Genomic DNA, 22,657 nt, shown 5'->3' on the forward strand with positions numbered 1-22,657 from the left:
CGGCCGGCGGAGCCGCGCCACGGCTGCTGCAGGCGGCGGGGCCTGCCGCCCGGCCGGCGGCGCCCCCGGCGGGCCGCGCGCTGGCGCTGGATGTGGTGGATTACGACGATGATGGCGGGCTGCGCTTCGCCGGCAGCGCGCCGGCCGGCAGCCATCTCCGCCTCTACATCGACCAGGGCCATGCCGGCGACACGCGCGCCGACACCGAGGGCCGCTGGGCGCTGCGGCCCTCGACCCAGGCCGCGCCCGGCCTGCACACGCTGCGGCTGGACCAGCTCGGCCCGCAGGGGCAGGTGGCGGCGCGGCTGGAGCTGCCCTTCCAGCGCGATGCGGCAGGGCCGGCGGAGGGCCGCATCGTGGTGCAGCCGGGCCACAACCTCTGGCGCATCGCCCGCGCAACCTATGGCCGCGGCACCCGCTACACCATCATCTACCGTGCGAACCAGGAGCAGATCCGCGACCCGGGGCGCATCTATCCCGGCCAGGTCTTCACCCTGCCGCCCTCGTGAGCGGCAGGGCAGGGCGGACGGGGCGTCAGCGGTCAGGGATTGTTTGCGCTTCCCCGACGGACCATAACCAGGGGCATCATGGCGCTTATTGAAAGCCTTCGCTTGGTCCTGGCCCCGCCGCATCCGGCTGGCCGGCCCTTCATCATCGGTGGCGCGGCCGTTGCCGTGGTCGGGGGCCTGTTGCTGGGCTCCTGGCTGTTCTGGCTCGGTGTCGCCTTCACCCTGTTCTGCCTCTACTTCTTCCGGGACCCGGAACGGGTGACGCCGGACCGGCCGGTCTTCGTCGCCCCCGCCGATGGCCGGGTGGTGAGCGTGGCGCCCGCCGTACCGCCGGCCGAGCTCGGCCTTGGCGCCACGCCGCGCTGGCGCGTGGCGATCTTCCTCTCGGTGCTCGACGTGCACGTCAACCGCAGCCCGGTCGATGGCATCGTCACCCGCATCGCCTACCGGCACGGCAAGTTCCTCAACGCCAGCCTGGACAAGGCCAGCGACGACAATGAGCGCAACGCCCTGGCGATCCGCCTGCCGGGCGGGCAGGAGATCGCGGTGGTGCAGATCGCCGGGCTGATCGCCCGACGCATCCTCTGCAACGTGCGCGAGGGCGACCAGCTCCGCGCCGGCGAGCGCTTCGGCATCATCCGCTTCGGCAGCCGCACCGACCTCTACCTGCCGGAAGGCGTGAAGCCGGTGGTGACCGAAGGCCAGCTGATGATCGGCGGCGAGACGGTGATCGCCGAGCTGGCGCCCGCCCCCAACCCCGCGGCGGCCATGGCGCCGGGCACGGTCCTCTGATGGACGAGGCCCCCCGGCACCCCGCCCCGTCCTCCTCCTCGCGGCGCTTCCGCTTCGCCGCGCGCCAGCGGCCGCGTTTTCAGGGCCAGTCCTTCAACCGGCTGATCCCGAACATCCTGACCCTGCTCGGCCTCTGCGCCGGGCTGATGGCGATGCGCTTCGCGCTGGAGGCGCGGTGGGAGCCCGCGGCGGGCCTCATCATCCTGGCCGGCGCGATCGACGGCCTGGACGGGCGGCTCGCCCGCCTGCTCAAGGCCACCAGCCGCTTCGGCGCCGAGTTCGACAGCCTGGCCGATTTCCTCTCCTTCGGCGTGGCGCCGGCCATGGTGCTCTACCTTTGGACCATGCACGAGTATCGCGGCCTCGGCTTCGTGCCCTGCGTGATGTTCGCCGTCTGCATGTCGCTGCGGCTGGCGCGCTTCAACGCGGCGCTGGACGCGGGGCCGATGCCGCTGCCGGGCCCCCCGCCCAAGCCCGCCTACGCGCAGAGCTTCTTCACCGGCGTTCCGGCGCCGGCCGGCGCGCTGCTCGGCATGTTCCCCATCTTCGCCGCGCTGGCCTTCGAGGGCTGGGGCTGGACGGGGCTGGCCGGCGCGGTGCGGCACCCGGCCTTCGTCGGGCTGCTGCTGATCGCGGTGGCGCTGATGCTGGTCAGCACCCTGCCCACCTGGTCGTTCAAGAACTTCAAGGTGCGGCGCGAATACGTGCTGCCGCTGCTGCTCTCCATCGGCGCCTATGCCGCGCTGCTGGTCAGCGAGCCCTGGGCGGCGCTGGCGGCGGCCGGGCTGATCTACTGCGGCATGCTGCCCTTCTCCTTCCGCTCCTACCTGCGGCTGAAGCGGGAGACGGAGGCGCTGATGCAGCCGCTGCCGCCCCCTTCGGGCGGGACTTCCACCCCCGCACCATGAGCGGGCAGGGCGCAGGCCTCGGCGGCCTGGCTCTGCCCCTGCCGGGCGGCGGCACCGCCCGGCTGCGCGGCGGCCCCTTCGCCGCCTGCCCCGCGGAGGGCTTCGCCCTCTGCCTCGATGGCGGGGCCGCCAACCGCCGGCGTGCCACCCTCCTCCTCCCGATTCCCGATTTCGGCGTGCCGGACGACCTGCCGGCGCTGCGCGCGGCGCTCGCCGCCACCCTGGCGGCGCTGCGGGCGGGTGAGGCGGCCTATGTCGGCTGCCGCGCCGGGCTGGGGCGCACCGGCCTGGTGCTGGGCTGCCTCGCCCGCCGCAGCGGCGTGACGGAGGAACCGGTGGCCTTCATCCGCCGGCACTACCACCCCGGCGCCATCGAGACGGCGGCGCAGGAGGCCTTCCTGCGGGAGGCCTCGCTGGATGGCTGAACCACGCCCCGGCCCCCAGCCGAAGCCTGACTGGGCGATGCGCGTGCTGCCGCCCTACCGCCCCCCGCCCGCACCGGCCAATGACCGGCGGCCTCCGGGCCGCGGCGGACGGTGGCGGTTCCTGGCCTGGCTGCTGGTGCTGCTGGCCGTGCTGTTCCTTATCAAGGTTTTCTTCACTTCCGGCTCCTAGGCTGAGACTTCGGAGATCACGCGCTCGTGAGGTGTGTGTTTTGAAGGGTTTGGCTAACACTCCTAACCAATAGGTTGATGGATGCCGGGAGATTTTCGAATGCTTGCTGCCTCGCCGCCTCGTCGTGCCCTGCTGCGCGCCGCCCTGGGGAGCCTTGCCCTGGGCAGCAGCGCGAGCCTGCTGGCAGGCTGCGCGGCCCCGTTCGGGCAGCAGGCGCGGGGCACCCCGGCCGAGGCCATCGCCACCGGAGGATCGGCCGTGCTCTACAACGGCCAGGGCGGGCGCGGCGCGGCGGTGGGCTTCGGCACCCGGCATGTGCTGACCTGCGCGCATCTGCTGGAGGCCGGGGCCACGGGCGCGCGCCTCCGCCGCGCCGATGGCGCGGAGGCCGAGGCCGCGCTGGCCGGCCGCAGCGCGCGGATGGACCTTGCCGTGCTGTGCGTGCCGCCCGGCTTCCTGGCCGCCGCGCCGCGCGCCGCCGAGCTGCCGCGCGAGGGGGAGGCGGTGTGGGCCGCCGGCGCGCCGGGCTTCGGCTCCGCCATCGCGCAGGGGCATGTCGAGGCGCCGGATGCCGAAATGCCGGGCTTCGGCCGTGGCTTCACCGCCCGCATGCCGGCCCTGCTGGGCTATTCGGGCGGCCCGGTGGTGGATGCCTCGGGGCGGCTCATGGGCCTCACCGCCGCCCTGCCCAACCCCGGGGCGGCCGGCGCCCTGGCCCTGCTGACCGGCGCGGACCTGGACGGGCTGGCGCGGCGCGACCGGCAGGTCTTCGTGCTCGGCATCCGCCGGGCGGAGGCGGAGGCGCTGCGCCTGCTCGGCCGCACGGCCGCTTGAGCGGCATCCACCGCCGCCGATTCCCCTGGACTTGGCCACCCCGCGCGCAGCATCGTTGCCGTAACAACCAAGGCGGGCCGTGCCGTCTTCCCCTGGCGGCGCCAGCCCGCATGCCAAGGGAACCCCGCCATGACGATTGCGAACATCCTGCGCGGCAAGGGCTCACAGGTGGTCTCCGTCGGGCCGCAGGACGATGCCGCGGCCGTCGCGCGCACCCTGGCGCAGCACCGCATCGGCGCCGTGCTGGTGCGGGACGCGCAGGGCGGCGTGCTCGGCATCCTCAGCGAGCGTGACATCGTCCGTGCCCTGGCCGGCCAGCCGGAGGGAATCGGCCGGTTGCAGGCCGACCAGCTCATGACCCGCGTGCTGCACACCGTCTCGCCCGAGACGCCGATCACCGCCGCCCTTTCCATGGTAACCGACCGGCGCGTGCGCCACCTGCCGGTGCTGGACGGGGCGGGCAGCCTGGTCGGCATGGTCTCGATCGGCGATCTGGTGAAGGCGCGCATCGCCGAGGCGGAACAGGAGGCGAGCGACCTGCGCAACTACGTCACCTCCGGGGGCTGAGCGGCGGGGCGGCTGAGCGGCGGGGCGGCGCCGCGCTGCACAGAAGGCGGTCAGGAACCGCCCAGGAACTGCGCGGAAGCCGCCCTCCGGCGCGCGCCTGCGCGACGGCGGATGTCCGAAACACCCTTGCAAGGCTTTCGCGGGCGCGACGATGATGCCCGCCAAGCAAAACAGGCAGGGGTCTGGGTTCATGAACATCCACCGGCGTTCCCTTCTCGCGGCCGGCGCCGCCGGCGCGCTGCTGCCGCTCGCCGGGCGGGAGGCCCTGGCGCAGGCGCGCTGGCAGCTGGCCACGCCCTATCCGGACGGCAACTTCCACACCCGCAACCTGCGGCAGTTCGTCGAGGCGGCGCAGCAGGCCTCGGGCGGCGCGCTGCAGATCCAGATGCACACCAACGCCGCGCTGCTGAAGATGCCGGAGATCCGCCGCGGCATTCAGACCGGCCAGGTGCAGATGGGCGAGATCCTGATCTCGGCCTATGGCAACGAGGACCCGTTCTTCGAGGTGGACGGCATCCCGCAGCTCGTCACCTCCTATGAGCAGGCGCGCAAGCTGGCCGACCTCTCCCGCCCCTATATCGAGGCGCGGCTGAAGCGCACCGGCATCACGCTGCTCTACATGGTGCCGTGGCCGCCCTCGGGCTTCTACACCAACTTCCCGGTGGATTCGATCGAGGCGCTGCGCGGCAACAAGATGCGCACCTTCAGCGCCGCTACCAACCGATTCGCCACGCTGGTCGGCGCCACGCCGACCCTGGTGCAGGCGGCCGAGGTGCCGCAGGCCTTCGCTACCGGCGTGGTCAACAGCATGGTCACCTCCGCCGCCACCGGCGTCGACGTGCAGGCCTGGGACTTCGCCAAGTTCTTCACGCCGATCGGCTTCACCTGGACCAAGAACGCGGTGATGGTGCAGACCCGCGCGCTGGAGGCGCTGCCCGAGGCAGCACGCAAGGCGGTGCTGGACGGCGCGAAGGCGGCCGAGACGCGCGGCTGGGAGATGTCGGCCGCCGAGCAGGTGGCGCGCGAGAAGATCCTGGCCGAGCGCGGCATGACGGTGAACCAGCCTTCCGCCGCGCTGCGCGAGGGCATGGCCAAGGTCTCCGAGACCATGGTGCAGGAGTGGCTCGCCAAGGCCGGCGAGGATGGCAAGAAGCTGATCGACGCCTACCGCGCGGCCTGAGGCCACGCCCGCCGCGCCGCCGCCGCCCGGAAGGCCCCCGCCAGGGGCCTTCGCCCGGGCGGCGGCCTGCCCCGCCGCAATCGCCGAACCCGAGAGGCCACGCATGCGCGCCCTGCGATCCGTGCTCGACTTCCTGTATCTGCTGGGCGGGGTGGGGGGCGCGCTGGCGCTCACCGCCATCGCCCTCGTCATCGCCGCCCAGGTGGGCGGGCGCTTCCTCGGCCTGACGGTGGCGGGGGCGGACGACCTCACCTCCTTCGCCGTGGCAGCCTCCGCGCTGCTGCCGCTGGCCTATGCCTTCCGCCATGGCGCGCATATCCGCGTGGACCTGATCATCGGCCGGCTGCGGGGCCGGGCGCAATTCCTGCTGGAGGCGGTGGCGCTGCTGCTGGCGCTGGCCGTGGTGCTGGCGCTCGCCTGGTCGCTCTCCGACCTCGCCACCGATTCGCTGGAGTTCGACGACGTGGCGCAGGGCACCGTGCCCTGGAAGCTGTGGATTCCGCAGGCCCTCTCGGCGGTGGGGGTGGTGCTGTTCGCCCTCTCCCTGCTGGACGACCTGGTGGTGCACCTGGCCGGCGGCACGCCCTCCTACCGCCGCGCCGGCGAGGGCTCGGCGCTGGACCGCGCGGCGGAGGAACTCTGATGGATCTCGCGCAAACCGAGGCGGGGCTGCTGCTGCTGGCCCTGCTGTTCCTGTTCCTCGGCCTCGGCGTCTGGATCGGCCTGGCGCTGATGCTGGTGGGCTTCTGCGGCGTCGTCGTGCTGCCCTGGCTGATCCCCGCCATGCCGGCCATGCCGGTGGAGAAGGTGATGGGCACCGCCATCTGGCAGGCCATGGCCTCCTGGACGCTGGCCGCCCTGCCGCTGTTCATCTGGATGGGCGAGATCCTGTTCCGCACCAAGCTGTCGGAGGACATGTTCCGCGGCCTCGCCCCCTGGGTGCAGCGCCTGCCGGGGCGGCTGATGCATGTGAACGTCATCGGCTGCGCCATCTTCGCCGCCGTCTCCGGCTCCTCCGCCGCCACCGCCGCGACCATCGGCAAGATGTCGCTGCCGGCGCTGACGCAGCGGCGCTACCACCTGCCCATGGCCATGGGCAGCCTGGCCGGCGCCGGCACGCTCGGCCTGCTGATCCCGCCCTCGATCGTGATGATCGTCTATGGCGTGGCGGCCGAGGTCTCGGTGGTGCGGCTGTTCATCGCCGGCGTGCTGCCGGGGCTGCTGCTGGTGGCGCTGTTCAGCGGCTACATCGCCGTCTGGTCGCTGCTGCACCCGGAGCTGACGCCACCGCGCGACCCCTCCATGCCGCTGCGCCAGAAGCTGCGGGAAAGCGCCCAGCTCGTGCCGGTGATGCTGCTCATCGGCTTTGTCATGAGCAGCATCTATTTCGGCTGGGCCACGGCGACGGAGGCGGCGGTGTTCGGCGTCGTCGGCGCGCTGGCGCTCTCGGCCTGGGGCGGCACGCTGAGCTGGGCCTCGCTGCGCGACAGCCTGATGGGCGCCACGCGCCTTGCCTGCATGATCAACCTGATCCTGGCCGGCGCCGCCTTCCTGACCCAGGCCATGGCCTATTCCGGCATTCCCGCCGCCATGGGCGCCTGGGTGGGCGAGCAGGGCTTCAGCCCGGGCATGATCATCCTGGTGCTGACGGTGATCTACCTGATCCTCGGCTGCTTCATCGACGGCATCAGCATGATCGTGCTCACCGCCTCGGTGGTGCTGCCAGTGATCTCGGCGGCGCAGTTCGACCTGGTGTGGTTCGGCATCTTCATCGTGCTGGTGGTCGAGATGGCGCAGATCACGCCGCCGGTGGGCTTCAACCTCTTCGTCATCCAGGGGCTGACGGGGCAGGGCATCTTCGCCGTGGCGCGGGCGACGCTGCCCTTCTTCCTGCTGATGGTGGTGGCGGTCGCCATCGTCACCGTCTTCCCCGGCATCGTCACCTGGTTGCCGCGCACCATGCTCTCCGGCTGATCCTGGCGGAGGCCGGGCCAGAGTGGCGGCACAACCTTTCTCCCTGCCCCGCGTTGTTGCGAACGCAGACAGGGAGAACTCCGATGAGATTACATGTGATGGGTGCCGCCGCTCTGGCCCTGGCGCTGGCCGCCTGCGGCACGGATGAGCGCGAGCGGGTGCAGGGCGGCGCGGCCGCCGGTGCCGCCACCGGGGCCGGCGTGGGCGCGCTGGGCGGCCCGGTGGGCGCGGCGGTGGGTGCGGTGGTCGGCGGTGGCGCCGGCGCCGTGACGGGCGCCACCACCTCTCCCTCCGACGTCAATCTCGGCCGCCCGCTGTGGCGCGATCCGGAGGTGCGCACGCCGCTCGACGAGACCAACCGCCGCGGCAGCAGCCGCAGCTCCTCCCGTGGCAGCCGCGCCAACAGCGACGGCGCCTATATGGGCGGTGGCATGGTGGTGGAGCCGGGTGGCACCCCCGCCAACCCGCGTCCCGCCAGCAGCACGGGCAACACCGGCAGCGGCATGGGCGGCTCGGGCATGAGCGGCTCGGGCATGAGCGGCACGGGCACCAGCAGCACCGGCAGCGGCATGAGCGGCTCGGGCACGGGCAGCACGGGCATGGGCGGCTCCGGCGGCGCCGCGACCACCACGACGGGCGGCGGCACCACCAGCGGCGGCGCCATGTCCAGCCCGACGCCGGTCAGCCCGGCGCCGCGCACCTCGCCCTGAGGGAAACGGCCGGAGGCAGCCTTTCCGAGGCAGCCTCCGGCCAGGGTGCCCGGCCCGGCCGGGCCGGGCTCATGCCTGATCCGCAGGCTCCGGCCAGCCGCCACGGCCGAAGCGCTGCACCTCCAGCAGGTAGCCCGCCGGATCGCGGAAGAAGAAGTGCTCCACGCCATAGGCTTCCGACCAGGCGGGCGCTTCGCCCACCTCCACACCCCGCGCCTTCAGCAGGGCGTGGCATTCCGCGACCTGCGGGGTGACGAAGGTGATCACCACGCCGCCCTCCGCCCGCGGTTCGTCCCCGGCCCGGGGGGCACGGGCGCGGCAGACTCCCAGGAAGGCCCGCGGCGCGTCGGCGCCGCCCGCCACCGCGTAGATGCGGCAGCGCCCCTGGTCCTGCACCAGCGGCAGTTGCAGGACAGTCTCGTAGAAATGCCAGCTGGCCTCGGGCTGCTCGGCATAGACGAAGGTGATCTGTTGGCCGAGGCCGGGCAGGGCGGTGCGCATGGCACGATCCTGCCCCGCCACGGCCAGCCCGACAATGGGAGGCACGTCCTCCTTCCGCAGCAGGAGGCACCATGAAGCCGCCCATCCCCGTCCACGAGCCGCTCTGGGTGAAGGAGTTCAAGGCCTTCATCATGCGCGGCAACGTTGTCGACCTCGCGGTCGGCATCGTCATCGGCGCGGCCTTCACCGGCATCGTCAACTCCCTGGTGCAGGACCTGATCAATCCGCTGATCGGCCTGATGATCGGCGGCGTCGACTTCTCCAACGTCTTCGTCGTGCTGAGCGGCGAGCGCGGCCCCTCGCTGGAGGCGACGCGGCAGAGCGGCGCGGCGGTCCTGGCCATCGGCCTGTTCATCAACGCCATCATCCGCTTCCTCATCGTGGCGATGGCGATCTTCTGGCTGCTGCGCATGCTCACCCGGCTGCGCGTGCGGCACAGGGAGGAGCAGAGCGCGCCGCCCGCGCCCACCACGCAGGAGAAGCTGCTGATGGAAATCCGCGACGCGCTGGTATCGGAGCGCGGGGCCACCCAGGCCGCGCCGCCCCCGGCCGGCCCTGCACCGCGCCCTTCCTGAGGCCGCGGCGTGGTCGCCCAGGGCGGTGAGGGATGCTAGGATGACGGACATGCGCTTCAACCATCCCCCCTCCCTCGAGGACCTCCAGGACATGGCGGAGACCGCCTTCGCCGCCATCCCGCAGGCGCTGCGCGAGGCGGTGCGGGGCGTCGCCATCCTGGTCGAGGACGTGCCCGACGAGGAGACGCTGGAGGCGATGGACCTCCAGCACCCCTGGGAGCTGACCGGCCTCTACCGCGGCACGCCGCTGACCGAGAAGACCAGCCTCGGCGTGGCCGCCGAGCCGGACATGATCCTCCTCTACCGCGAGCCCATCCTGGTGGAATGGATCGAGACCGGGGAGGATCTGTTCCGGCTGGTGCGCAACGTGCTGATCCACGAGATCGGCCACCATTTCGGCTTCTCCGACGAGGAGATCGCCCGGCTGGAAGGCGAGGGCTGAGGCTTCAGCCCGCCCGCCTTCAGCCCGCCAGAGCCCGGGCCACCGCTTCGCGCAGCCCCGGCAGCACGGCCTGCTCGAACCAGGGCCTGGCATCGGCCCAGACCTTGGTCCGCCAGGAGGGGTGGGGCAGCACGGCCAGCCCGCGGGGCCGCAGCGCCGCCTGGTCCCGCACCGTCTCGCCGAAGCGCGAGGCCGCGGCCCGGCCCAGCACCGCCCGCACCGCATGCGCCCCCACCAGCAGGGTGAGCCGGACCTGGCGCATCGGCGGAATCAGGCGGGGGTGCCAGAGCGGCGCGCATTCCGGGCGCGGCGGCGCGTCGCCGCCCCGGGGCAGGCGGCCGGGGTAGCACAGCCCCATCGGCACGATCGCCACCCGCGCGCCATCGTCGAAGGTGGGGCGGTCGATGCCCATCCAGCCGCGCAGCCGCTCGCCCGAGGCGTCGTTCCAGGGCAGGCCGGTGACGTGCACCCGGCTGCTCGGCGCCTGGCTGATGATCAGCACCCGCGCCGTCTCGCCCACCCGGAAGACAGGGCGCGGCCCCAGTGGCAGGGCGGCGGCGCAGAGGGTGCAGGCGCGCGCGGCGGCGGCGGCTTCCTCCAGGGTCAGGGCGCGTGCTCCGCCAGCAGCGCCGCCACGAAGGCGGGCACCAGCTCCGTGGCTGGCCCGTGCCGCGCCTCGTCGAAGAGGCGGCTGCCGGCGCTGGGCTCGAGGTTCAGCTCCACCGTGCGCGCCCGGCCGCGCAGCGCCGCCACGAACCCCGCCGCCGGATAGACCTGCCCGGAGGTGCCGATGGAGACGAACAGCCGGCACCCCACCATCGCCGCCTCGATCCGCTCCATGCCGAGCGGCACCTCGCCGAACCACACCACATCCGGCCGCATCCCGCCGGTCTCGCCGCAGCCGGGGCAGGGGGTTTCCGTGGACAGATCGCCGGCCCAGGGCCGGGTGGCGCCGCAGCGCAGGCAGCGGGCATGGCCCAGCCGGCCATGCATGTGCAGCAGGGAGGGGGCGTCCTCTCCCATGGCGCGGTCATGCAGGTCGTCCACGTTCTGGGTGACGAGCAGGAAGGGCGCCGGCCAGCGCGCGGCCAGCCAGGCCAGCGCGTCATGCGCGGCATTGGGCCGGATGGCGGGGTCGCGCAGCTGGGCGCGGCGCATGTTGTAGAAGGCATGCACCCGCGCCGGGTCGCGCGCGAAGGCCTCCGGCGTGGCGACATCCTCGATGCGGTGGCGGGCCCAGAGCCCGTCCGGATCGCGGAAGGTGGCGAGGCCGGATTCGGCGGAGATGCCGGCGCCGGTCAGGATGATGAGGGGCGGTGCGGACATGGGCGAGGCTTCCCGCGGCGCGGGGCCGCGGTCAAGCGCCGGCTTCGCGCGCCGCCGCCGCCGCCGCCACCACCGCCCTGGCCCGCGCCGCCCTCAATGCTGGTGGCCGCCGCCGCTCCGCCCCGGGCTGGCGCCCGCCGCCGCCACCGCCAGCTCGACGGTGATGCGGCCGGCCCGCTCGAAGACGAGGGTGACGGGCACGCGGTCATCCTTCCGCAGCGCCTGCTTCAGCCCGATCAGCATCAGGTGATAGCCGCCGGGGGCAAGCTGCACCTCGGCACCGGGCGCGATCTCGATGCCCTCGACGGGGCGCATGCGCATCACCCCGCCTTCATGGATGTGGGTGTGGATCTCCACCGCGCGGGCGATGTCGGCACTGCCGCCCACCAGCCGGTCGGGCGTGGTGCCGGTGTTGCGCAGGGTCATGAAGCCGGCGCCGGTGATGTTGGCCGGCGCGGCGCGGCTCCAGGGATGGCCGATCTCGATATCCCCGAGCGTGTAGCTGTGGGCGGCGGCGGGGCGGGCAAGGGTGCAGAGGCTCAGGCCCGGCAGGGCGGCCAGCATCAGGCGACGCGTGAACATGCGGGAGAAATCCGGTTTCGGGCCAGGGCGGCCCGGGGAGTTGGGAAAGGTCGGCGGCGCGTGTTCAGGCGGCGGCGGGTGGCGCGCGGGGCAGGGCGGGCGGCGCGCGGGCCGGCGGGCGGGGCGCCCTGGCCTCCGGCAGCGGCAGCCCGGCATCGGCTAGGCGCCAGTGCGGCGCCGGCAGCAGGGGCGGCGCGGGCAGGGCCAGCTGCGGCGTGGCGTGGCAGGCCAGGCACCAGCCGCTGAGGTCGGGGCTGCCGGCGGGGCCGTCCTCCTCCCCGCCTTGCCCGGGACCGTCCGCCGGATCGGGGGGGAGCTGCACCAGCTTCAGCCCGTCCGGCGTGCAGAGGTGCAGCAGCAGGCCGTCCGCGCGCGGCTGCGCCATGCGCAGGCAGTGCGTCGCCGCCACCAGCCCCTGGCCGACCAGGAGCAGCGTGAACAGGCTCAGCAGGAAGGGGCGCAGCCGGGTCATCCCGGCGGCTGCCTAGAACTCCGCCTCGCGCCCGGCAAGCCCGGAACGGCCGGCATCGTCGCCTTCGAGCGGATAATCCACCTCCGCCTCGTAATGCGCCTGCTCCTTGCCGAGGCGGGAGGAGAACAGGGAGAAGCGCTCCACCGCCACCGGCGGCGGGCGGAACAGGTTGTGCGCCTGGACGAAGCCGATCAGCTTGTCGGGCGCCACCTTGTCGGTGCGCGCCAGCGTCACGTGCGGCGCGAAGCGGCGGCGCTCGGGCGGCAGGCCGGCACGCTGCAGCGCCGTCTCCACCTTGGACTGGAGATGCGCCAGCCGCTCGCCGCGCTCGGCCTTCACATGCAGCGAGTGGATGCGCCCGGCCTTCTCGAAGATGTCGAGCCCCGCCAGCTGGAGGTCGAAGGGCCTGGCGCGGATGCCGGCCAGCGCCTCGTCCAGCTCATCCGCGCGCCAGCCCTCGACCTCGCCGATGAAGCGCAGCGTCAGGTGGTAGTTCTCGGGCGGCACCCAGCGCGCGCCGGGAAGTCCGCCGGCAAGGTCGGAGAGCTGCTCCCGCAGCGCCTCCGGCAGGGGCAGGGCAACGAACAGGCGTGGCATGGCGGCTCAACCTCCCTGCACCTTGGACAGAAGCTCCCGCACGGCGGGGAGCATGCGCCGCGCCATCTCCGCCGCGCCCTGCGCGTTGGGATGGATCCGGTCCGGCTGGTTCAGCGCCGGCTCGCCCGCCACGCCCTCCAGCAGGAAGGGGTAGAAGACGACCTGGGGATACGCCTCGGCCAGCCGGGTGAAGGTGGCGGCGAAATCCCGGCCGTATTCGGCGCCGAGATTGGGCGGCGCCAGCATCCCGGCCAGCAGGGTGGGCAGGCCGCGCGCCGCGAGGCGGTTCAGGATGTCGTCGAGGTTGGCGTGGCTGTCGGCCGGCGGCAGGCCGCGCAGCCCGTCATTGCCGCCGAGCGCCACGATCACCGCCTGCGGCCGGTCGGCCAGCGCCCAGTCGAGCCGCGCCTTGCCGCCCGCCGTGGTGTCGCCCGAGACCCCGGCGGGGATGACGCGTACCGCCTCCCCCGCCTCCCGCAGCGCCTTCTGCAGCTGGGCGGGGAAGGCCTCCTCCGGCGCCAGCCCATAGCCGGCGGTGATGGAATCGCCCAGGATCAGCAGCCGCACCGGCTCCTGCGCCCGGGCTGGCCACACCGAAAGAAATATTCCGATACCGAGAGCTGCCCTTCGCAGTGCGGCACGCCGGCCATATCTGCGGAACATGCTGGACGCACCGAACGCCATCCGTTCCCCCGCTGCGAGGCCCCCCGCGGGGGCCGGACGCGACGCAAACCTCATCGAGGCCCGCGGGCTCGCCTTCAAGGTGGCGGGGCCGGGGGGTGAGGTCAACATCCTCCGCGGCCTTGATCTGGACGTGAAACAAGGTGAGGCGGTGGGGCTGGTCGGCCCCTCGGGCTCGGGCAAGACCTCGCTGCTGATGCTGCTGGCCGGGCTGGAGCGCGCCACTGGCGGCGGCCTGCGGGTCGCCGGCACCGATCTCGGCCGGCTGGATGAGGATGGCCTCGCGCGCTTCCGGCGCGACCATCTCGGCATCGTCTTCCAGGCCTTCCACCTCATCCCGACCATGACGGCGCTGGAGAACGTCGCCGTGCCGCTGGAATTCGCCGGGCGGGCCGATGCCTTCGAGCGCGCCCGCGTGGCGCTGGGGCGGGTCGGGCTCGGCCACCGGCTGGAGCATTACCCCGGGCAGCTCTCGGGCGGCGAGCAGCAGCGCGTGGCGCTGGCCCGCGCCGTGGTGGGCGAGCCCAGCCTGCTGCTGGCCGACGAGCCCACCGGCAACCTCGACGGCGCCACCGGCCAGGCGGTGATGGACCTGCTGTTCGGCCTGCGGGAGCAGCTCGGCACCACCCTGCTGCTGATCACCCACGACCCGGCGCTGGCCGCCCGCTGCGGCCGCCGCCTGCGCATGGCCGATGGCCTGCTGGTGGAAGACAGCGCCACGCCCCCCCCGGCTGCTTCCTCGTGAGCGGCACCTTCGGGCTGAGCTTGCGCTTCGCGCGGCGGGAGCTGCGCGGGGGCTTGCGGGGGCTGCGCATCGTGCTGGCCTGCCTGGCGCTGGGGGTGGGGGCCATCGCCGCCGTCGGCACGCTGCGCGCCGGCATCCAGGCGGGGCTCTCCGCCGACGGCGCCCGCATCCTGGGCGGCGACCTCTCGGTGCGCGTCTCCTACCGCCCCATGCCGCAAGCGGCGCGGGACTGGATCACCGGCCAGGGCGCCCGCCTCTCCGAGGTGGTGGAGATGCGCGCCATGGCCATCGCCCCCTCGGGCGAGCGCTCCCTGGTGGAGCTGAAGGCGGTGGACGGGGCCTACCCGCTCTACGGCGCGCTGGCGCTGGAGCCGGCGCTGCCGCCGGAGCGCGGCGGGCGCCTCGCCCCCGGCGAGGTGGCGCTGGACCCGCTGGTGGCCGAGCGCCTCGGTGTCGCCCCCGGCGACGAGATCCGGCTGGGCGAGGCGCGGCTGCGCCATGCCGGCACCATCCGCTCGGAGCCGGACAAGGTGGCGAGCCCCGCCATCCTCGGCCCGCGCGCCATGATCGCGATGGAGAGCCTGCCGGCCACGGCGCTGATCCAGCCCGGCAGCCTGGTGCAGTACGAGTACCGCATCGCCCTGCCGCCCGGCCTGGCGCCCGGCCCCTTCGCCGAGGCGCTGCGCATGGCGCATGACGATGGCGGCTGGCGCATCCGCGGCGCCGCCGAGGCCTCGCCCGGCGTCAACCGCTTCCTCGACCGTGCCGCCTCCTTCCTGACGCTCGCCGGGCTGACGGCGCTGCTGGTGGGCGGCATCGGCGTGGCCACCGGCGTGCGCGCCTGGCTGGACCAGCGGGCGCGCACCATCGCCACGCTGCGCTGCCTGGGCGCCCCGGCGCGGGTGATCTTCACCACCTACCTGCTCCAGGTGCTGGTGCTCTCGGCGCTCGGCATCCTGCTCGGGCTGCTGCTGGGGCAGGGGCTCTCGGTGCTGGCGGCGCGGGCGCTGGAGGGCGCCCTGCCGGTGCCGCCGCGCCTCGGCTTCTACCCGCTGCCGCTGGCCCAGGCGGCGCTCTACGGCGTGCTGACGGCGCTCACCTTCGCCCTCTGGCCGCTCGGCCGGGCGCGGGAGATCCCCGGCGCCGCGCTGTTCCGCGACGTGGTGCAGGGCGGGGGCGGGCGGCCGCGTTGGTCGCTGCTGGCGGTGAACGCCGCCGCCGCCCTGGCGCTGGTGGCGCTGGTGGTGGGCAGCGCCGAGCAGCCGGGCTTCGCGCTCGGCTTCTGCGCCGCCGCCGGCGGCACGCTGCTGCTGTTCCGCCTCGGCGCCGCGGCGCTGATGGCACTGGCGCGGCGCTGGCGGCACCAGCGGCGCCCGGCGCTGCGCCTGGGGCTGGCCAACCTGCACCGCCCCGGCGCACCCACCGCGCTGCTGCTGGTGGCGCTGGGCATCGGCCTGACCACCCTCTCGGCGGTGGCGATGATCGAGGGCAACCTCCGCCGCCAGATCCAGGACCAGCTCCCCGAGGCGGCGCCCAACTTCTACTTCATCGACATCCAGTCCGACCAGGCGCGGCGCTTCGACGAGCTTGCCCTGGCGCAGCCCGGCGTGGCGGAGATCCGCCGCGTGCCCTCGCTGCGGGCGCGCATCACCGCCATCAAGGGCGTGCCGGTGGACCAGGTGCAGGCCACCGAGGACACGCGCTGGGCGCTGCGCGGCGACCGTGGCCTGACCTATGCCGCGACCCCGCCCGAGGGCACCCGCCTGGTGGCCGGCCGGTGGTGGGCGGCCGACTACAGCGGCCCGCCGCTGCTCTCGCTCGACGCCCGGCTGGCCGAGGGCTGGGGCGTCACGGTCGGCGACACGGTAACGCTCGACATCCTCGGCCGCGACATCGCGCTGAAGGTGGCGAGCCTGCGGCAGATCGAGTGGCAGGGGCTGGGGCTGAACTTCGTGCTGATCGCCTCGCCCGGGCTGCTGGAGGCGGCGCCGCACACGCACATCGCCACCCTGCGCGGCGACCCGGCGCGCGATGCCGCCGTGCTGCGCGCCATCACCGACGCCTTCCCCAACGTCTCCGGCATCCGCGTGCGGGACGCGCTGGAGGCGGTCTCCGGCCTGCTGGAGCGGCTCGGCACCGCCGTCTCGGCGGTGGCGGGGGTCACGCTGCTGGCGGGCGGGCTGGTGCTGGCCGGCGCCATGGCCGCCGGCCAGCGCCGCCGCGTGCGGGACGCCGTGGTGCTGAAGGTGGTGGGCGCCACCCGCGCCCAGGTGCGCCGCGCGTGGATGGTGGAGTTCGGCCTGCTCGGCGCCACGGCGGGCGTCATCGCGGCGCTCTGCGGCACGGCGGCGAGCTGGGCCGTGGCGCGCTACGTGATGCGGACGGACTGGGCCTTCCTGCCCGGCACGCTGGCCGCCACCATCCTGGGCTGCACCCTGCTGACGCTGCTGCTGGGCTATGCCGGCACGGCGCTGGCCCTGCGCGCGCGGGCCGCGCCATTGTTGCGCAATGAGTGATTTCCCGCCCCGGGACCTTTCCGCTAAGGGAACCCTGCCGCGGGTGGGGCGGGCCGATGAATTCTGCGCGGCCCCGCCCGCCACGCCCGCGATTCCCGTTGAACCAGATTACCGTTAGTCCATATTACTCATGACCCGCGGATTCTCCGCGCTGGGAGGAGTTGAGACACCTATGGCCACTGGTCCCGACTATCGATACACGACGGGTGCGCCTGGCTGGGGTCGCACCGCGACTGCCGACGCGGCCGCCGTCGATGCCGGGCTGCGGTCCTACATGCTGCGCGTCTACAACTGGATGGCGTCCGGCCTGCTGCTGACGGCGATCGTTGCCTACCTGATCGCCAACACCGGCGCGGCCGACCTGTTCTACACGGTTGTCCGCACGCCGCGCGGCCTGGCCACGCAGCCGACCATCCTGGGCTTCGCGGCCATGCTCGCCCCGCTCGCCTTCGTGCTGGTGCTGTCCTTCGGCATCAACCGGATGAGCAAGGGCACGGTGCAGGCGCTGTTCTGGGTGTTCTGCGCGGCCATGGGCGCCAGCATGGCGAACATCTTCGCCGTGTATGTGGGCGCCTCGATCGCCAGCACCTTCTTCATCACCGCCGGCATGTTCGCCGCCGTCAGCCTCTACGGCTACACGACGAAGGCGGACCTGACGAAGCTCGGCACCTTCATGATGATGGGCCTGATCGGCATCATCATCGCCGGCGTGGTGAACATGTTCGTGGGCTCCTCGGCCCTGCAGTTCGCCATCAGCGTCATCGGCGTGGTGGTGTTTGTGGGCCTCACCGCCTACGACACGCAGCGGATCAAGTCCGACTACGTCGAGTACGCCTATGCCGAGGGCACGGACATCGCCGCCAAGCGCAGCGTGTTCGACGCGCTGGGCCTGTACCTGAACTTCATCAACCTGTTCCAGCTGCTGCTGCAGTTCATGGGCGTGCGCCAGCAGGACTGATCCTGCCGGCGCCCCGGTAAGGGTGGATGGCCCCGGAGGGAAACCTCCGGGGCTTTTTCTTTGCGCCGCTCAGCCCTGGGGCGGCGGGCCGAGCCCTTCCAGCCCCGTGCCGAGCGACGCCCACTCCGCGCGCAGCATGGCCAGCACGGTGGCGCAGGCCGGGTTCTCCATCTCCGACCGCCAGGCCAGCACCAGCTCGGCGGCGGGCGGTGCCGGCATGTCCAGCGGCCGCAGCGCCACCTCGGCCGGCTGCAGCCGCTCGGCCGCGCGCGGCACCAGCGCCACCCCGAGCCCCGCCCCCACCAGCGCCAGGATGGAATGCGTCTGGCTGATGTGCTGCACCCGCTCCGGCACGATGCCCGAAAGGCGGAACAGGCCGGTGACGAGGTCGTGCAGGTATCGCCCCTCCACCGGCGGGTAGGTGATAAGCGGCTCGTCCTCCAGCGCCGACAGGGCGATGGCGGGGCGCGACGCCAGCGGATGCGCCCGCGGCAGCGCCACCAGCAGCGCCTCCCGCTGCACCCGGGTGCTGAGCAGCCCGGCCGGGCGCCCCACCGGCCGCAGCAGGCCGAGATCGAGCCGCCCCGCCTGCAGGGCCTGCACCTGCTCCTGCGAGACCGCCTCGCGCAGCGTCAGCGTGATCTCCGGCAGGCGGGTGCGCAGCAGGCCCACCAGCCGCGGCAGCACGCCATAGCTGGAGGCGGCGGTGAAGCCGATCCGCACCTCGCCGCTCTGCCCGCGCGCCACGCGCCGGACCTGGAGGGCGGCGCCCTCGGCCAGCCGCAGCAGCCGCCGGGCATCCTCCAGGAAGGCCTGGCCTGCCGGGGTGAGGCGCACGCCGCGGCTGTCCCGCCACAGCAGCACGGCGCCGAGCCGGTGCTCCAGCGCCTGGATCTGCCGGCTCAGCGGCGGCTGCGTCATGTTCAGCCGCGCCGCGGCCCGGTGGAAATGCAGCTCCTCCGCCACCGCGACGAAGCAGCGCAGCTGGTTGAACTCGAACATGGATACCGCCCCGGCATCGGCCGATGCCGAATCAGGTTTAGACCGGTATCGCCGCGCGGGCCTAGAGCGGAAGCCAAGGCCGCGCGCCACAGGCGGCCAGTTCCGGGGAGAACAACCAAGATGCTTCGCCGCACCCTGCTGCGCGCCGCGCCCCTGGCCGGCGCCGCCGCCCTCTCGCCGCTGGCCGCACCCGCCCTGCGCGCCCAGGGGTTCGACCACACGCTGCGCATCATCGTGCCGAACGCGCCGGGCGGCACCAGCGACATCATCGCCCGCCTGCTGGCGCCCGAGATGACGAAGGCGCTCGGCCAGTCGGTGGTGGTGGAGAACCGGGCCGGCGCCGCCGGCAACATCGGCGCCGACGCCGTGGCCAAGAGCCCGCCGGATGGCCACACCCTGCTGCTGATGGACGTCTCGACGCTCGCCATCAACCCGGCACTGTTCCCGCGCATCTCCTTCGACGTGCAGCGCGACCTCGCGCCCGTCACCATGCTGATCTACGCCCCCTATCTCGCCGCCACCCGCAACACCCTGGCGGTGACGGACGCCGCCAGCCTCGCGGCCCATGCCAGGGGGAAGGGCGGGCTGAACCTGGCCAATGCCGGCGTCGGCAGCCTGACGCACCTCACCGCCGTGGAGGTGGCCGCGAAGCTCGGCGGCGAGGTGACGCATGTGCCCTACCGTGGCGGCGCGCCGGCGCTGCTCGCCATCAGCTCGGGCGAGGCGGACATGATCATCAACGGCGCCACGGCGACGCAGCCCTACGTGGTGAACGGGCAGATGCGCGGCATCGCCGTCTCCGGCCCGCACCGGCTGGCGGCGCTGCCGAACGTGCCGACCTTCGCCGAGCTGGGCTGGCCGATGGCCGATGCCGGCACCTGGCAGGGGGTGATGGTGCAGGGCAACACGCCGCGCCCGCTGGTGGAGAAGCTGGAGACGGTGCTGCGCGCGGTGATGGCGCAGCCGGCCATCGCCGGCCGCATCGCCGAGTTGGGCGGCGAGCCGCGGGTGGAGGGGCCGGACGCCTTCCGCCGCTGGCTGGCCCAGGCGACGGAGAGCTACGGCGCCATCGTCCGCACCCACAACATCCGCCCCGAGTGAGGAAGCCCGCCGCATGAGCCTGTCCACCGCCCCCGCCGCCCTGCGGCGCGCGCCCCGGGAGCTGGAGGCCTTCGCCACGGCGCTGTTCGCGGCGGCGGGGCTGGAGCGCGGCATGGCGGAGAGCGTCGGCCGGCTGCTGGTGCTGACCGACATGATGGGCCGCCGCACCCACGGCCTGGCCCAGGCCGGCGCCTACCTGGCCGAGATCGCGGCGGGGCGGATGGAGACCGCCGGCCAGCCGGAGGTGCTGCGCGACACCGGCGCCACCCTGGTCTGGGATGGCGGCTACCGCCCCGGCCTCTGGCTGGTGGAGCAGGCCATGGAGCAGGCCCTCGCCCGGCTGCCGCGGCATGGCGTCGTCACCCTCGCCATGCGGCGCAGCCACCATATCGGCTGCCTCGCCGCCCTGGCCAGGCGCGCCACCGATGCCGGCTGCTTCGTCATGCTGGCCTCCTCCGGCCCGCACAGCCGGATCGTGGCGCCCTTCGGCGGGCGGGAGGCGCTGTTCAGCCCCAACCCCTTCGCGGTCGGCTTCCCGGCCGGCGCCGCGCCGGTGCTGGTGGACATCTCCGCCTCCATCACCACCGTCTCGATGACGCGGCAGAAGGCCGCCGCCGGCGAGATGTTCGAGCACCCCTGGCTGCTGGACGCCGAGGGCCGCCCGACCCGCGACCCCGCCGTGATGGAGCGCGAGGCGTCGCGCGGCAGCCTGATGCTGCTGGGCGGGCCGGAGGCGGGGCACAAGGGCTTCGGCCTGGCGCTGATGGTGGAGGCGCTGACCCAGGGCCTGGCCGGCCATGGCCGGCGGGACGCGCCGGGCCGCTGGGGCGCCAGCGTCTACCTGCAGGTGATGGACCCCGGCGCCTTCGCCGGGCGGGAGGCCTTCGGGGACCAGATGTCCTTCCTGGCCGAGGCCTGCCGCGCCAACGCGCCGGCCGACCCCGCCCGCCCGGTGCGCCTGCCGGGCGAGCAGGCGGCGCGCGGCATCGCGCGGGCCGAGGCGGAGGGGCTGGAGGTGCCGGCCGGGACCGTGGCCGCGCTGCGCGAATGGTCGGCGCGGCTGGGCGTCGCCTTTCCCGGCTGAAGCCAGCCGCCGCGCAGGAAAAAGGCCCGGGAGCTGGCTGCTCCCGGGCCTTCTTGCGTATCCGGCCGGCGTGGCGGGTGCCGTCAGCCCTGCTTCAGGTGCTCCAGCAGCTTGTTCATCGCCGCGTTCTTGTCGGTGCCGTCGATCGCCGCGACCTCGGCGGCCAGCCGGTCCATGGCCAGCTCGTAGATCTGCCGCTCGGAGAAGGACTGGTCCGGCTGGCCGGCATTGCGGTGCAGGTCGCGCACCACCTCGGCGATCTGCACGGGGTCGCCGCTGTTGATCTTCTGCTCGTATTCCTGGGCGCGGCGGGACCACATGGTGCGCTTGATGCGGGCGCGGCCCTTCAGCGTCTCCAGCGCCTCGCCCATCATGTTGGTGTTGGCGAGCTTGCGCAGGCCGGAGGAGGCCGCCTTGTTCAGCGGCACCCGCAGCGTCATGCGGTTCTCCTCGAAGGTGACGATGATCACCTTCAGCTCCGTGCCGGCCACCGCCATGCTCTCGATGCCCTGCACTTGGCCCACGCCGTGGGTCGGGTACACCACATGGTCGCCGGCCTTGAACTCGCTGCCCTGGTTGCCGAGCGGCTTGGGCGGCGGAACAGGGCGGGAGGACCCGCCTTCGGTGGGGGAGGGGCTCTGGGATTCCGACATGCCTGGGCGACGTCCGGGTAGGATGCGGGGGGAGGTTCGGGATTCGGCCGGGGCCGGCTCGGGTTGCGTGCTGGTGGATCTCGCGCCGGCGGGTGGCTTCATCCGCTGTCTACTCCTGCGAACCGCAAGTGCGGGGAGGGGCGGCGCCACCGGAGGGAGCCGGCCGCGCGTTCATCGCCTCACGCACCCAGAAAAGCTGGGGCCGCGCCGGGGCGCGGACAACCAGGCCCAAATCGCAGGATAGCAAAAAACGCGTGATTCGTCACGCGGCGCCGGGCTTGGGGTCGAACAGCTCTTTCTTGTCCGGCTTGCCGTTCCATTCCTCGGCATCGGCCGGCGCCTCGCCCTTGCGGGTGATGTTCGGCCATTGCTGGGCATAGGTGCGGTTCAGCTCCGCCCATTCGGCGGCACGGTCGTCGCTATCGGGGAAGATGGCCTCGGCGGGGCATTCGGGCTCGCAGACGCCGCAGTCGATGCATTCATCCGGGTGGATGACCAGCATGTTCTCGCCCACGTAGAAGCAATCCACCGGACAGACTTCCACGCAGTCCATGTACTTGCAGCGAATGCAGTTCTCGGTGACGACGTAGGTCACGGGCCCCAATCCTTCTGCCGTCCGTTCCAGACAGCTCCTGCGCCAGACACCCTGGCGCGCGGCGGAGAAATGGACCGCAATGCCCGCCCGCGCAACCGCCTTTCTGCGATGGCGCGGCCCCGCGCCGGGCATGGCGGAGGTCAGGGCGCGGCGGGCGGCGGGGCGCCTGGCGGCGGCTCGGTCAGGTCCTCGTAGAGGGCGCGCGCCTCGGGGGCGGGGCCGCGCCGGCCGGCCAGGGCCAGGATGCGCCAGACCCGCACGCTGCCACGCTCCGGCCCGCCGAGGGCGAGGGTCATCACATCACCGGGGCGGAGCTTCGCGTGCGGCTTGTCCACCGGCTGGCGGTTGAGGCGGACGGCGCCGCGCGCCACGAGGCGGGAGCAATCCGCGCGGGTCTTGGCCACCCGCGCGCACCACAGCCACTTGTCGAGCCGCTGCCAGTCGCGGTCCTCGTCGCCGCCGGCCGCCAAGTCAGTCCTTGCCCAGCTTCAGCCGCGCCAGCACCGCAAAGGGGCTGTCCGGGTCCGGCCCCTTGCCCTTCTCGGGCGAGAAGGAGAAGGAGCGTGGCTCCTGCCCGCGGTCGTTGCGCGGGCCACGGCGGTCGCCGCGGTCGCCCTGCGGGCGCGGCGGCCGGTCGCCCTGGTGGCGGTCTCCCTGCGGGCGGGGGCCGCCCTTGCCCTGGAAGCGCGGTCCGCCACCGGCCTGGTCGCGCGGGCCGCGCTCGCGGCGCGGCTCCCG

General features: G+C 73.6%; 30 protein-coding genes. 18 read left to right on the forward strand and 12 right to left on the reverse strand.

The window, feature by feature from the left end; translation table 11 throughout:
* From ACFOY6_RS19975 to ACFOY6_RS20025, 11 genes are all read left to right on the forward strand, one after another.
* On the forward strand, positions 1–509 hold a 509-nt coding region (locus tag ACFOY6_RS19975; RefSeq protein ID WP_379652043.1), incomplete at its 5' end, for a LysM peptidoglycan-binding domain-containing protein.
* 78 nt (positions 510–587) lie between these two features.
* Positions 588–1,301, forward strand: coding sequence for a phosphatidylserine decarboxylase (locus ACFOY6_RS19980; protein WP_109516239.1), 714 nt, complete (start codon positions 588–590; stop codon positions 1,299–1,301).
* Positions 1,301–2,209, forward strand: a complete 909-nt coding sequence (locus tag ACFOY6_RS19985; RefSeq protein ID WP_109516238.1) for a CDP-alcohol phosphatidyltransferase family protein — start codon at positions 1,301–1,303, stop codon at positions 2,207–2,209. Before ACFOY6_RS19980 ends, ACFOY6_RS19985 begins: the two co-directional genes overlap by 1 nt.
* On the forward strand, positions 2,206–2,634 hold the full coding sequence (locus tag ACFOY6_RS19990) for a protein-tyrosine phosphatase family protein (RefSeq protein ID WP_379633188.1): 429 nt from the start codon (positions 2,206–2,208) through the stop codon (positions 2,632–2,634). Before ACFOY6_RS19985 ends, ACFOY6_RS19990 begins: the two co-directional genes overlap by 4 nt.
* Positions 2,627–2,824, forward strand: coding sequence for a hypothetical protein (locus ACFOY6_RS19995; protein WP_379652044.1), 198 nt, complete (start codon positions 2,627–2,629; stop codon positions 2,822–2,824). Before ACFOY6_RS19990 ends, ACFOY6_RS19995 begins: the two co-directional genes overlap by 8 nt.
* Positions 2,825–2,923: 99 nt before the next feature.
* Positions 2,924–3,658, forward strand: coding sequence for a S1 family peptidase (locus ACFOY6_RS20000; protein ID WP_379652045.1), 735 nt, complete (start codon positions 2,924–2,926; stop codon positions 3,656–3,658).
* A gap of 129 nt (positions 3,659–3,787) precedes the next feature.
* Positions 3,788–4,225 (forward strand): CBS domain-containing protein, encoded by a 438-nt coding sequence (locus tag ACFOY6_RS20005; RefSeq protein WP_379652046.1) that lies wholly within the window; start codon positions 3,788–3,790, stop codon positions 4,223–4,225.
* Positions 4,226–4,415: 190 nt separating this feature from the next.
* Complete coding sequence (locus ACFOY6_RS20010) at positions 4,416–5,405, forward strand: TRAP transporter substrate-binding protein (RefSeq protein ID WP_379633194.1); 990 nt, start codon at positions 4,416–4,418, stop codon at positions 5,403–5,405.
* 103 nt (positions 5,406–5,508) lie between these two features.
* Positions 5,509–6,048: a TRAP transporter small permease gene (locus ACFOY6_RS20015; RefSeq protein ID WP_379652047.1), complete on the forward strand. Its 540-nt coding sequence runs from the start codon at positions 5,509–5,511 to the stop codon at positions 6,046–6,048.
* The gene (locus ACFOY6_RS20020) at positions 6,048–7,379 is read left to right on the forward strand and encodes a TRAP transporter large permease (RefSeq protein WP_181378031.1); all 1,332 of its coding nucleotides are present in this window, start codon (positions 6,048–6,050) and stop codon (positions 7,377–7,379) included. The genes ACFOY6_RS20015 and ACFOY6_RS20020 overlap by 1 nt, the downstream gene beginning before the upstream one ends.
* A 98-nt stretch (positions 7,380–7,477) precedes the next feature.
* Positions 7,478–8,089, forward strand: a complete 612-nt coding sequence (locus ACFOY6_RS20025; RefSeq protein WP_379636257.1) for a hypothetical protein — start codon at positions 7,478–7,480, stop codon at positions 8,087–8,089.
* A 69-nt stretch (positions 8,090–8,158) separates the two neighbouring features.
* On the opposite strand, the gene ACFOY6_RS20030 is transcribed toward ACFOY6_RS20025, so the two are convergent.
* Positions 8,159–8,635 carry a VOC family protein gene (locus ACFOY6_RS20030; protein WP_379633202.1) on the reverse strand — a complete coding sequence of 159 codons (477 nt, stop codon included), beginning with the start codon at positions 8,633–8,635 and terminating at the stop codon, positions 8,159–8,161.
* 26 nt (positions 8,636–8,661) lie between these two features.
* Here ACFOY6_RS20030 and mscL point away from each other — a divergent pair, with 26 nt between their 5' ends.
* Positions 8,662–9,165, forward strand: a complete 504-nt coding sequence (gene mscL / locus ACFOY6_RS20035) for a large conductance mechanosensitive channel protein MscL (RefSeq protein WP_109516231.1) — start codon at positions 8,662–8,664, stop codon at positions 9,163–9,165.
* 49 nt (positions 9,166–9,214) lie between these two features.
* The gene (locus ACFOY6_RS20040; protein ID WP_109516230.1) at positions 9,215–9,607 is read left to right on the forward strand and encodes a metallopeptidase family protein; all 393 of its coding nucleotides are present in this window, start codon (positions 9,215–9,217) and stop codon (positions 9,605–9,607) included.
* A gap of 19 nt (positions 9,608–9,626) precedes the next feature.
* Here ACFOY6_RS20040 and ACFOY6_RS20045 read toward each other — a convergent pair whose 3' ends face one another.
* The 6 genes from ACFOY6_RS20045 to ACFOY6_RS20070 all read right to left on the reverse strand — a co-directional run bounded on the left by ACFOY6_RS20045 (position 9,627) and on the right by ACFOY6_RS20070 (position 13,151).
* A complete protein-coding gene (locus ACFOY6_RS20045; protein WP_379652048.1) occupies positions 9,627–10,109 on the reverse strand; it encodes a uracil-DNA glycosylase family protein in 483 nt (160 codons plus the stop codon).
* 101 nt (positions 10,110–10,210) lie between these two features.
* On the reverse strand, positions 10,211–10,933 hold the full coding sequence (locus tag ACFOY6_RS20050; RefSeq protein ID WP_379652049.1) for an NAD-dependent deacylase: 723 nt from the start codon (positions 10,931–10,933) through the stop codon (positions 10,211–10,213).
* Positions 10,934–11,026: 93 nt separating this feature from the next.
* Positions 11,027–11,515 (reverse strand): copper chaperone PCu(A)C, encoded by a 489-nt coding sequence (locus tag ACFOY6_RS20055; protein WP_379633208.1) that lies wholly within the window; start codon positions 11,513–11,515, stop codon positions 11,027–11,029.
* Positions 11,516–11,579: 64 nt separating this feature from the next.
* Positions 11,580–11,987, reverse strand: coding sequence for a DUF2946 family protein (locus ACFOY6_RS20060; RefSeq protein ID WP_379652050.1), 408 nt, complete (start codon positions 11,985–11,987; stop codon positions 11,580–11,582).
* Between the two features lie 12 nt (positions 11,988–11,999).
* Positions 12,000–12,584: an RNA 2',3'-cyclic phosphodiesterase gene (gene thpR, locus ACFOY6_RS20065; RefSeq protein ID WP_109516227.1), complete on the reverse strand. Its 585-nt coding sequence runs from the start codon at positions 12,582–12,584 to the stop codon at positions 12,000–12,002.
* Positions 12,585–12,590: 6 nt separating this feature from the next.
* Entirely contained in the window at positions 12,591–13,151 is a 561-nt protein-coding gene (locus tag ACFOY6_RS20070) for an arylesterase (protein WP_456316670.1), read from the reverse strand.
* Between the two features lie 94 nt (positions 13,152–13,245).
* On the opposite strand from ACFOY6_RS20070, the gene ACFOY6_RS20075 reads away from it, so the two are divergent.
* The 3 genes from ACFOY6_RS20075 to ACFOY6_RS20085 all read left to right on the forward strand — a co-directional run bounded on the left by ACFOY6_RS20075 (position 13,246) and on the right by ACFOY6_RS20085 (position 17,484).
* Positions 13,246–14,010: an ABC transporter ATP-binding protein gene (locus tag ACFOY6_RS20075; protein WP_379652051.1), complete on the forward strand. Its 765-nt coding sequence runs from the start codon at positions 13,246–13,248 to the stop codon at positions 14,008–14,010.
* Positions 14,007–16,526, forward strand: coding sequence for an ABC transporter permease (locus ACFOY6_RS20080; protein ID WP_379652052.1), 2,520 nt, complete (start codon positions 14,007–14,009; stop codon positions 16,524–16,526). Before ACFOY6_RS20075 ends, ACFOY6_RS20080 begins: the two co-directional genes overlap by 4 nt.
* A 172-nt stretch (positions 16,527–16,698) precedes the next feature.
* Positions 16,699–17,484: a Bax inhibitor-1/YccA family protein gene (locus ACFOY6_RS20085; RefSeq protein WP_109516224.1), complete on the forward strand. Its 786-nt coding sequence runs from the start codon at positions 16,699–16,701 to the stop codon at positions 17,482–17,484.
* A 69-nt stretch (positions 17,485–17,553) separates the two neighbouring features.
* On the opposite strand, the gene ACFOY6_RS20090 is transcribed toward ACFOY6_RS20085, so the two are convergent.
* Positions 17,554–18,486, reverse strand: coding sequence for a LysR family transcriptional regulator (locus ACFOY6_RS20090; protein ID WP_379633216.1), 933 nt, complete (start codon positions 18,484–18,486; stop codon positions 17,554–17,556).
* Between the two features lie 120 nt (positions 18,487–18,606).
* Here ACFOY6_RS20090 and ACFOY6_RS20095 point away from each other — a divergent pair, with 120 nt between their 5' ends.
* Positions 18,607–19,587, forward strand: a complete 981-nt coding sequence (locus ACFOY6_RS20095; protein ID WP_379652053.1) for a Bug family tripartite tricarboxylate transporter substrate binding protein — start codon at positions 18,607–18,609, stop codon at positions 19,585–19,587.
* A 13-nt stretch (positions 19,588–19,600) separates the two neighbouring features.
* Positions 19,601–20,671, forward strand: a complete 1,071-nt coding sequence (locus ACFOY6_RS20100; protein WP_379652054.1) for an Ldh family oxidoreductase — start codon at positions 19,601–19,603, stop codon at positions 20,669–20,671.
* An 83-nt stretch (positions 20,672–20,754) separates the two neighbouring features.
* On the opposite strand, the gene ACFOY6_RS20105 is transcribed toward ACFOY6_RS20100, so the two are convergent.
* The 4 genes from ACFOY6_RS20105 to ACFOY6_RS20120 form a co-directional block, all read right to left on the reverse strand.
* Positions 20,755–21,324 (reverse strand): CarD family transcriptional regulator, encoded by a 570-nt coding sequence (locus ACFOY6_RS20105; protein WP_245906188.1) that lies wholly within the window; start codon positions 21,322–21,324, stop codon positions 20,755–20,757.
* A gap of 262 nt (positions 21,325–21,586) precedes the next feature.
* The gene (gene fdxA / locus ACFOY6_RS20110; protein WP_109516219.1) at positions 21,587–21,919 is read right to left on the reverse strand and encodes a ferredoxin FdxA; all 333 of its coding nucleotides are present in this window, start codon (positions 21,917–21,919) and stop codon (positions 21,587–21,589) included.
* 140 nt (positions 21,920–22,059) lie between these two features.
* Positions 22,060–22,389: an RNA-binding S4 domain-containing protein gene (locus ACFOY6_RS20115; RefSeq protein ID WP_109516218.1), complete on the reverse strand. Its 330-nt coding sequence runs from the start codon at positions 22,387–22,389 to the stop codon at positions 22,060–22,062.
* 1 nt (position 22,390) lies between these two features.
* A partial coding sequence (locus ACFOY6_RS20120; RefSeq protein WP_456316950.1) for a hypothetical protein occupies positions 22,391–22,657 on the reverse strand: 267 nt, incomplete at its 5' end.

It is taken from the genome of Teichococcus aestuarii (genome assembly GCF_042651065.1).
Classification (GTDB): domain Bacteria; phylum Pseudomonadota; class Alphaproteobacteria; order Acetobacterales; family Acetobacteraceae; genus Pseudoroseomonas; species Pseudoroseomonas aestuarii.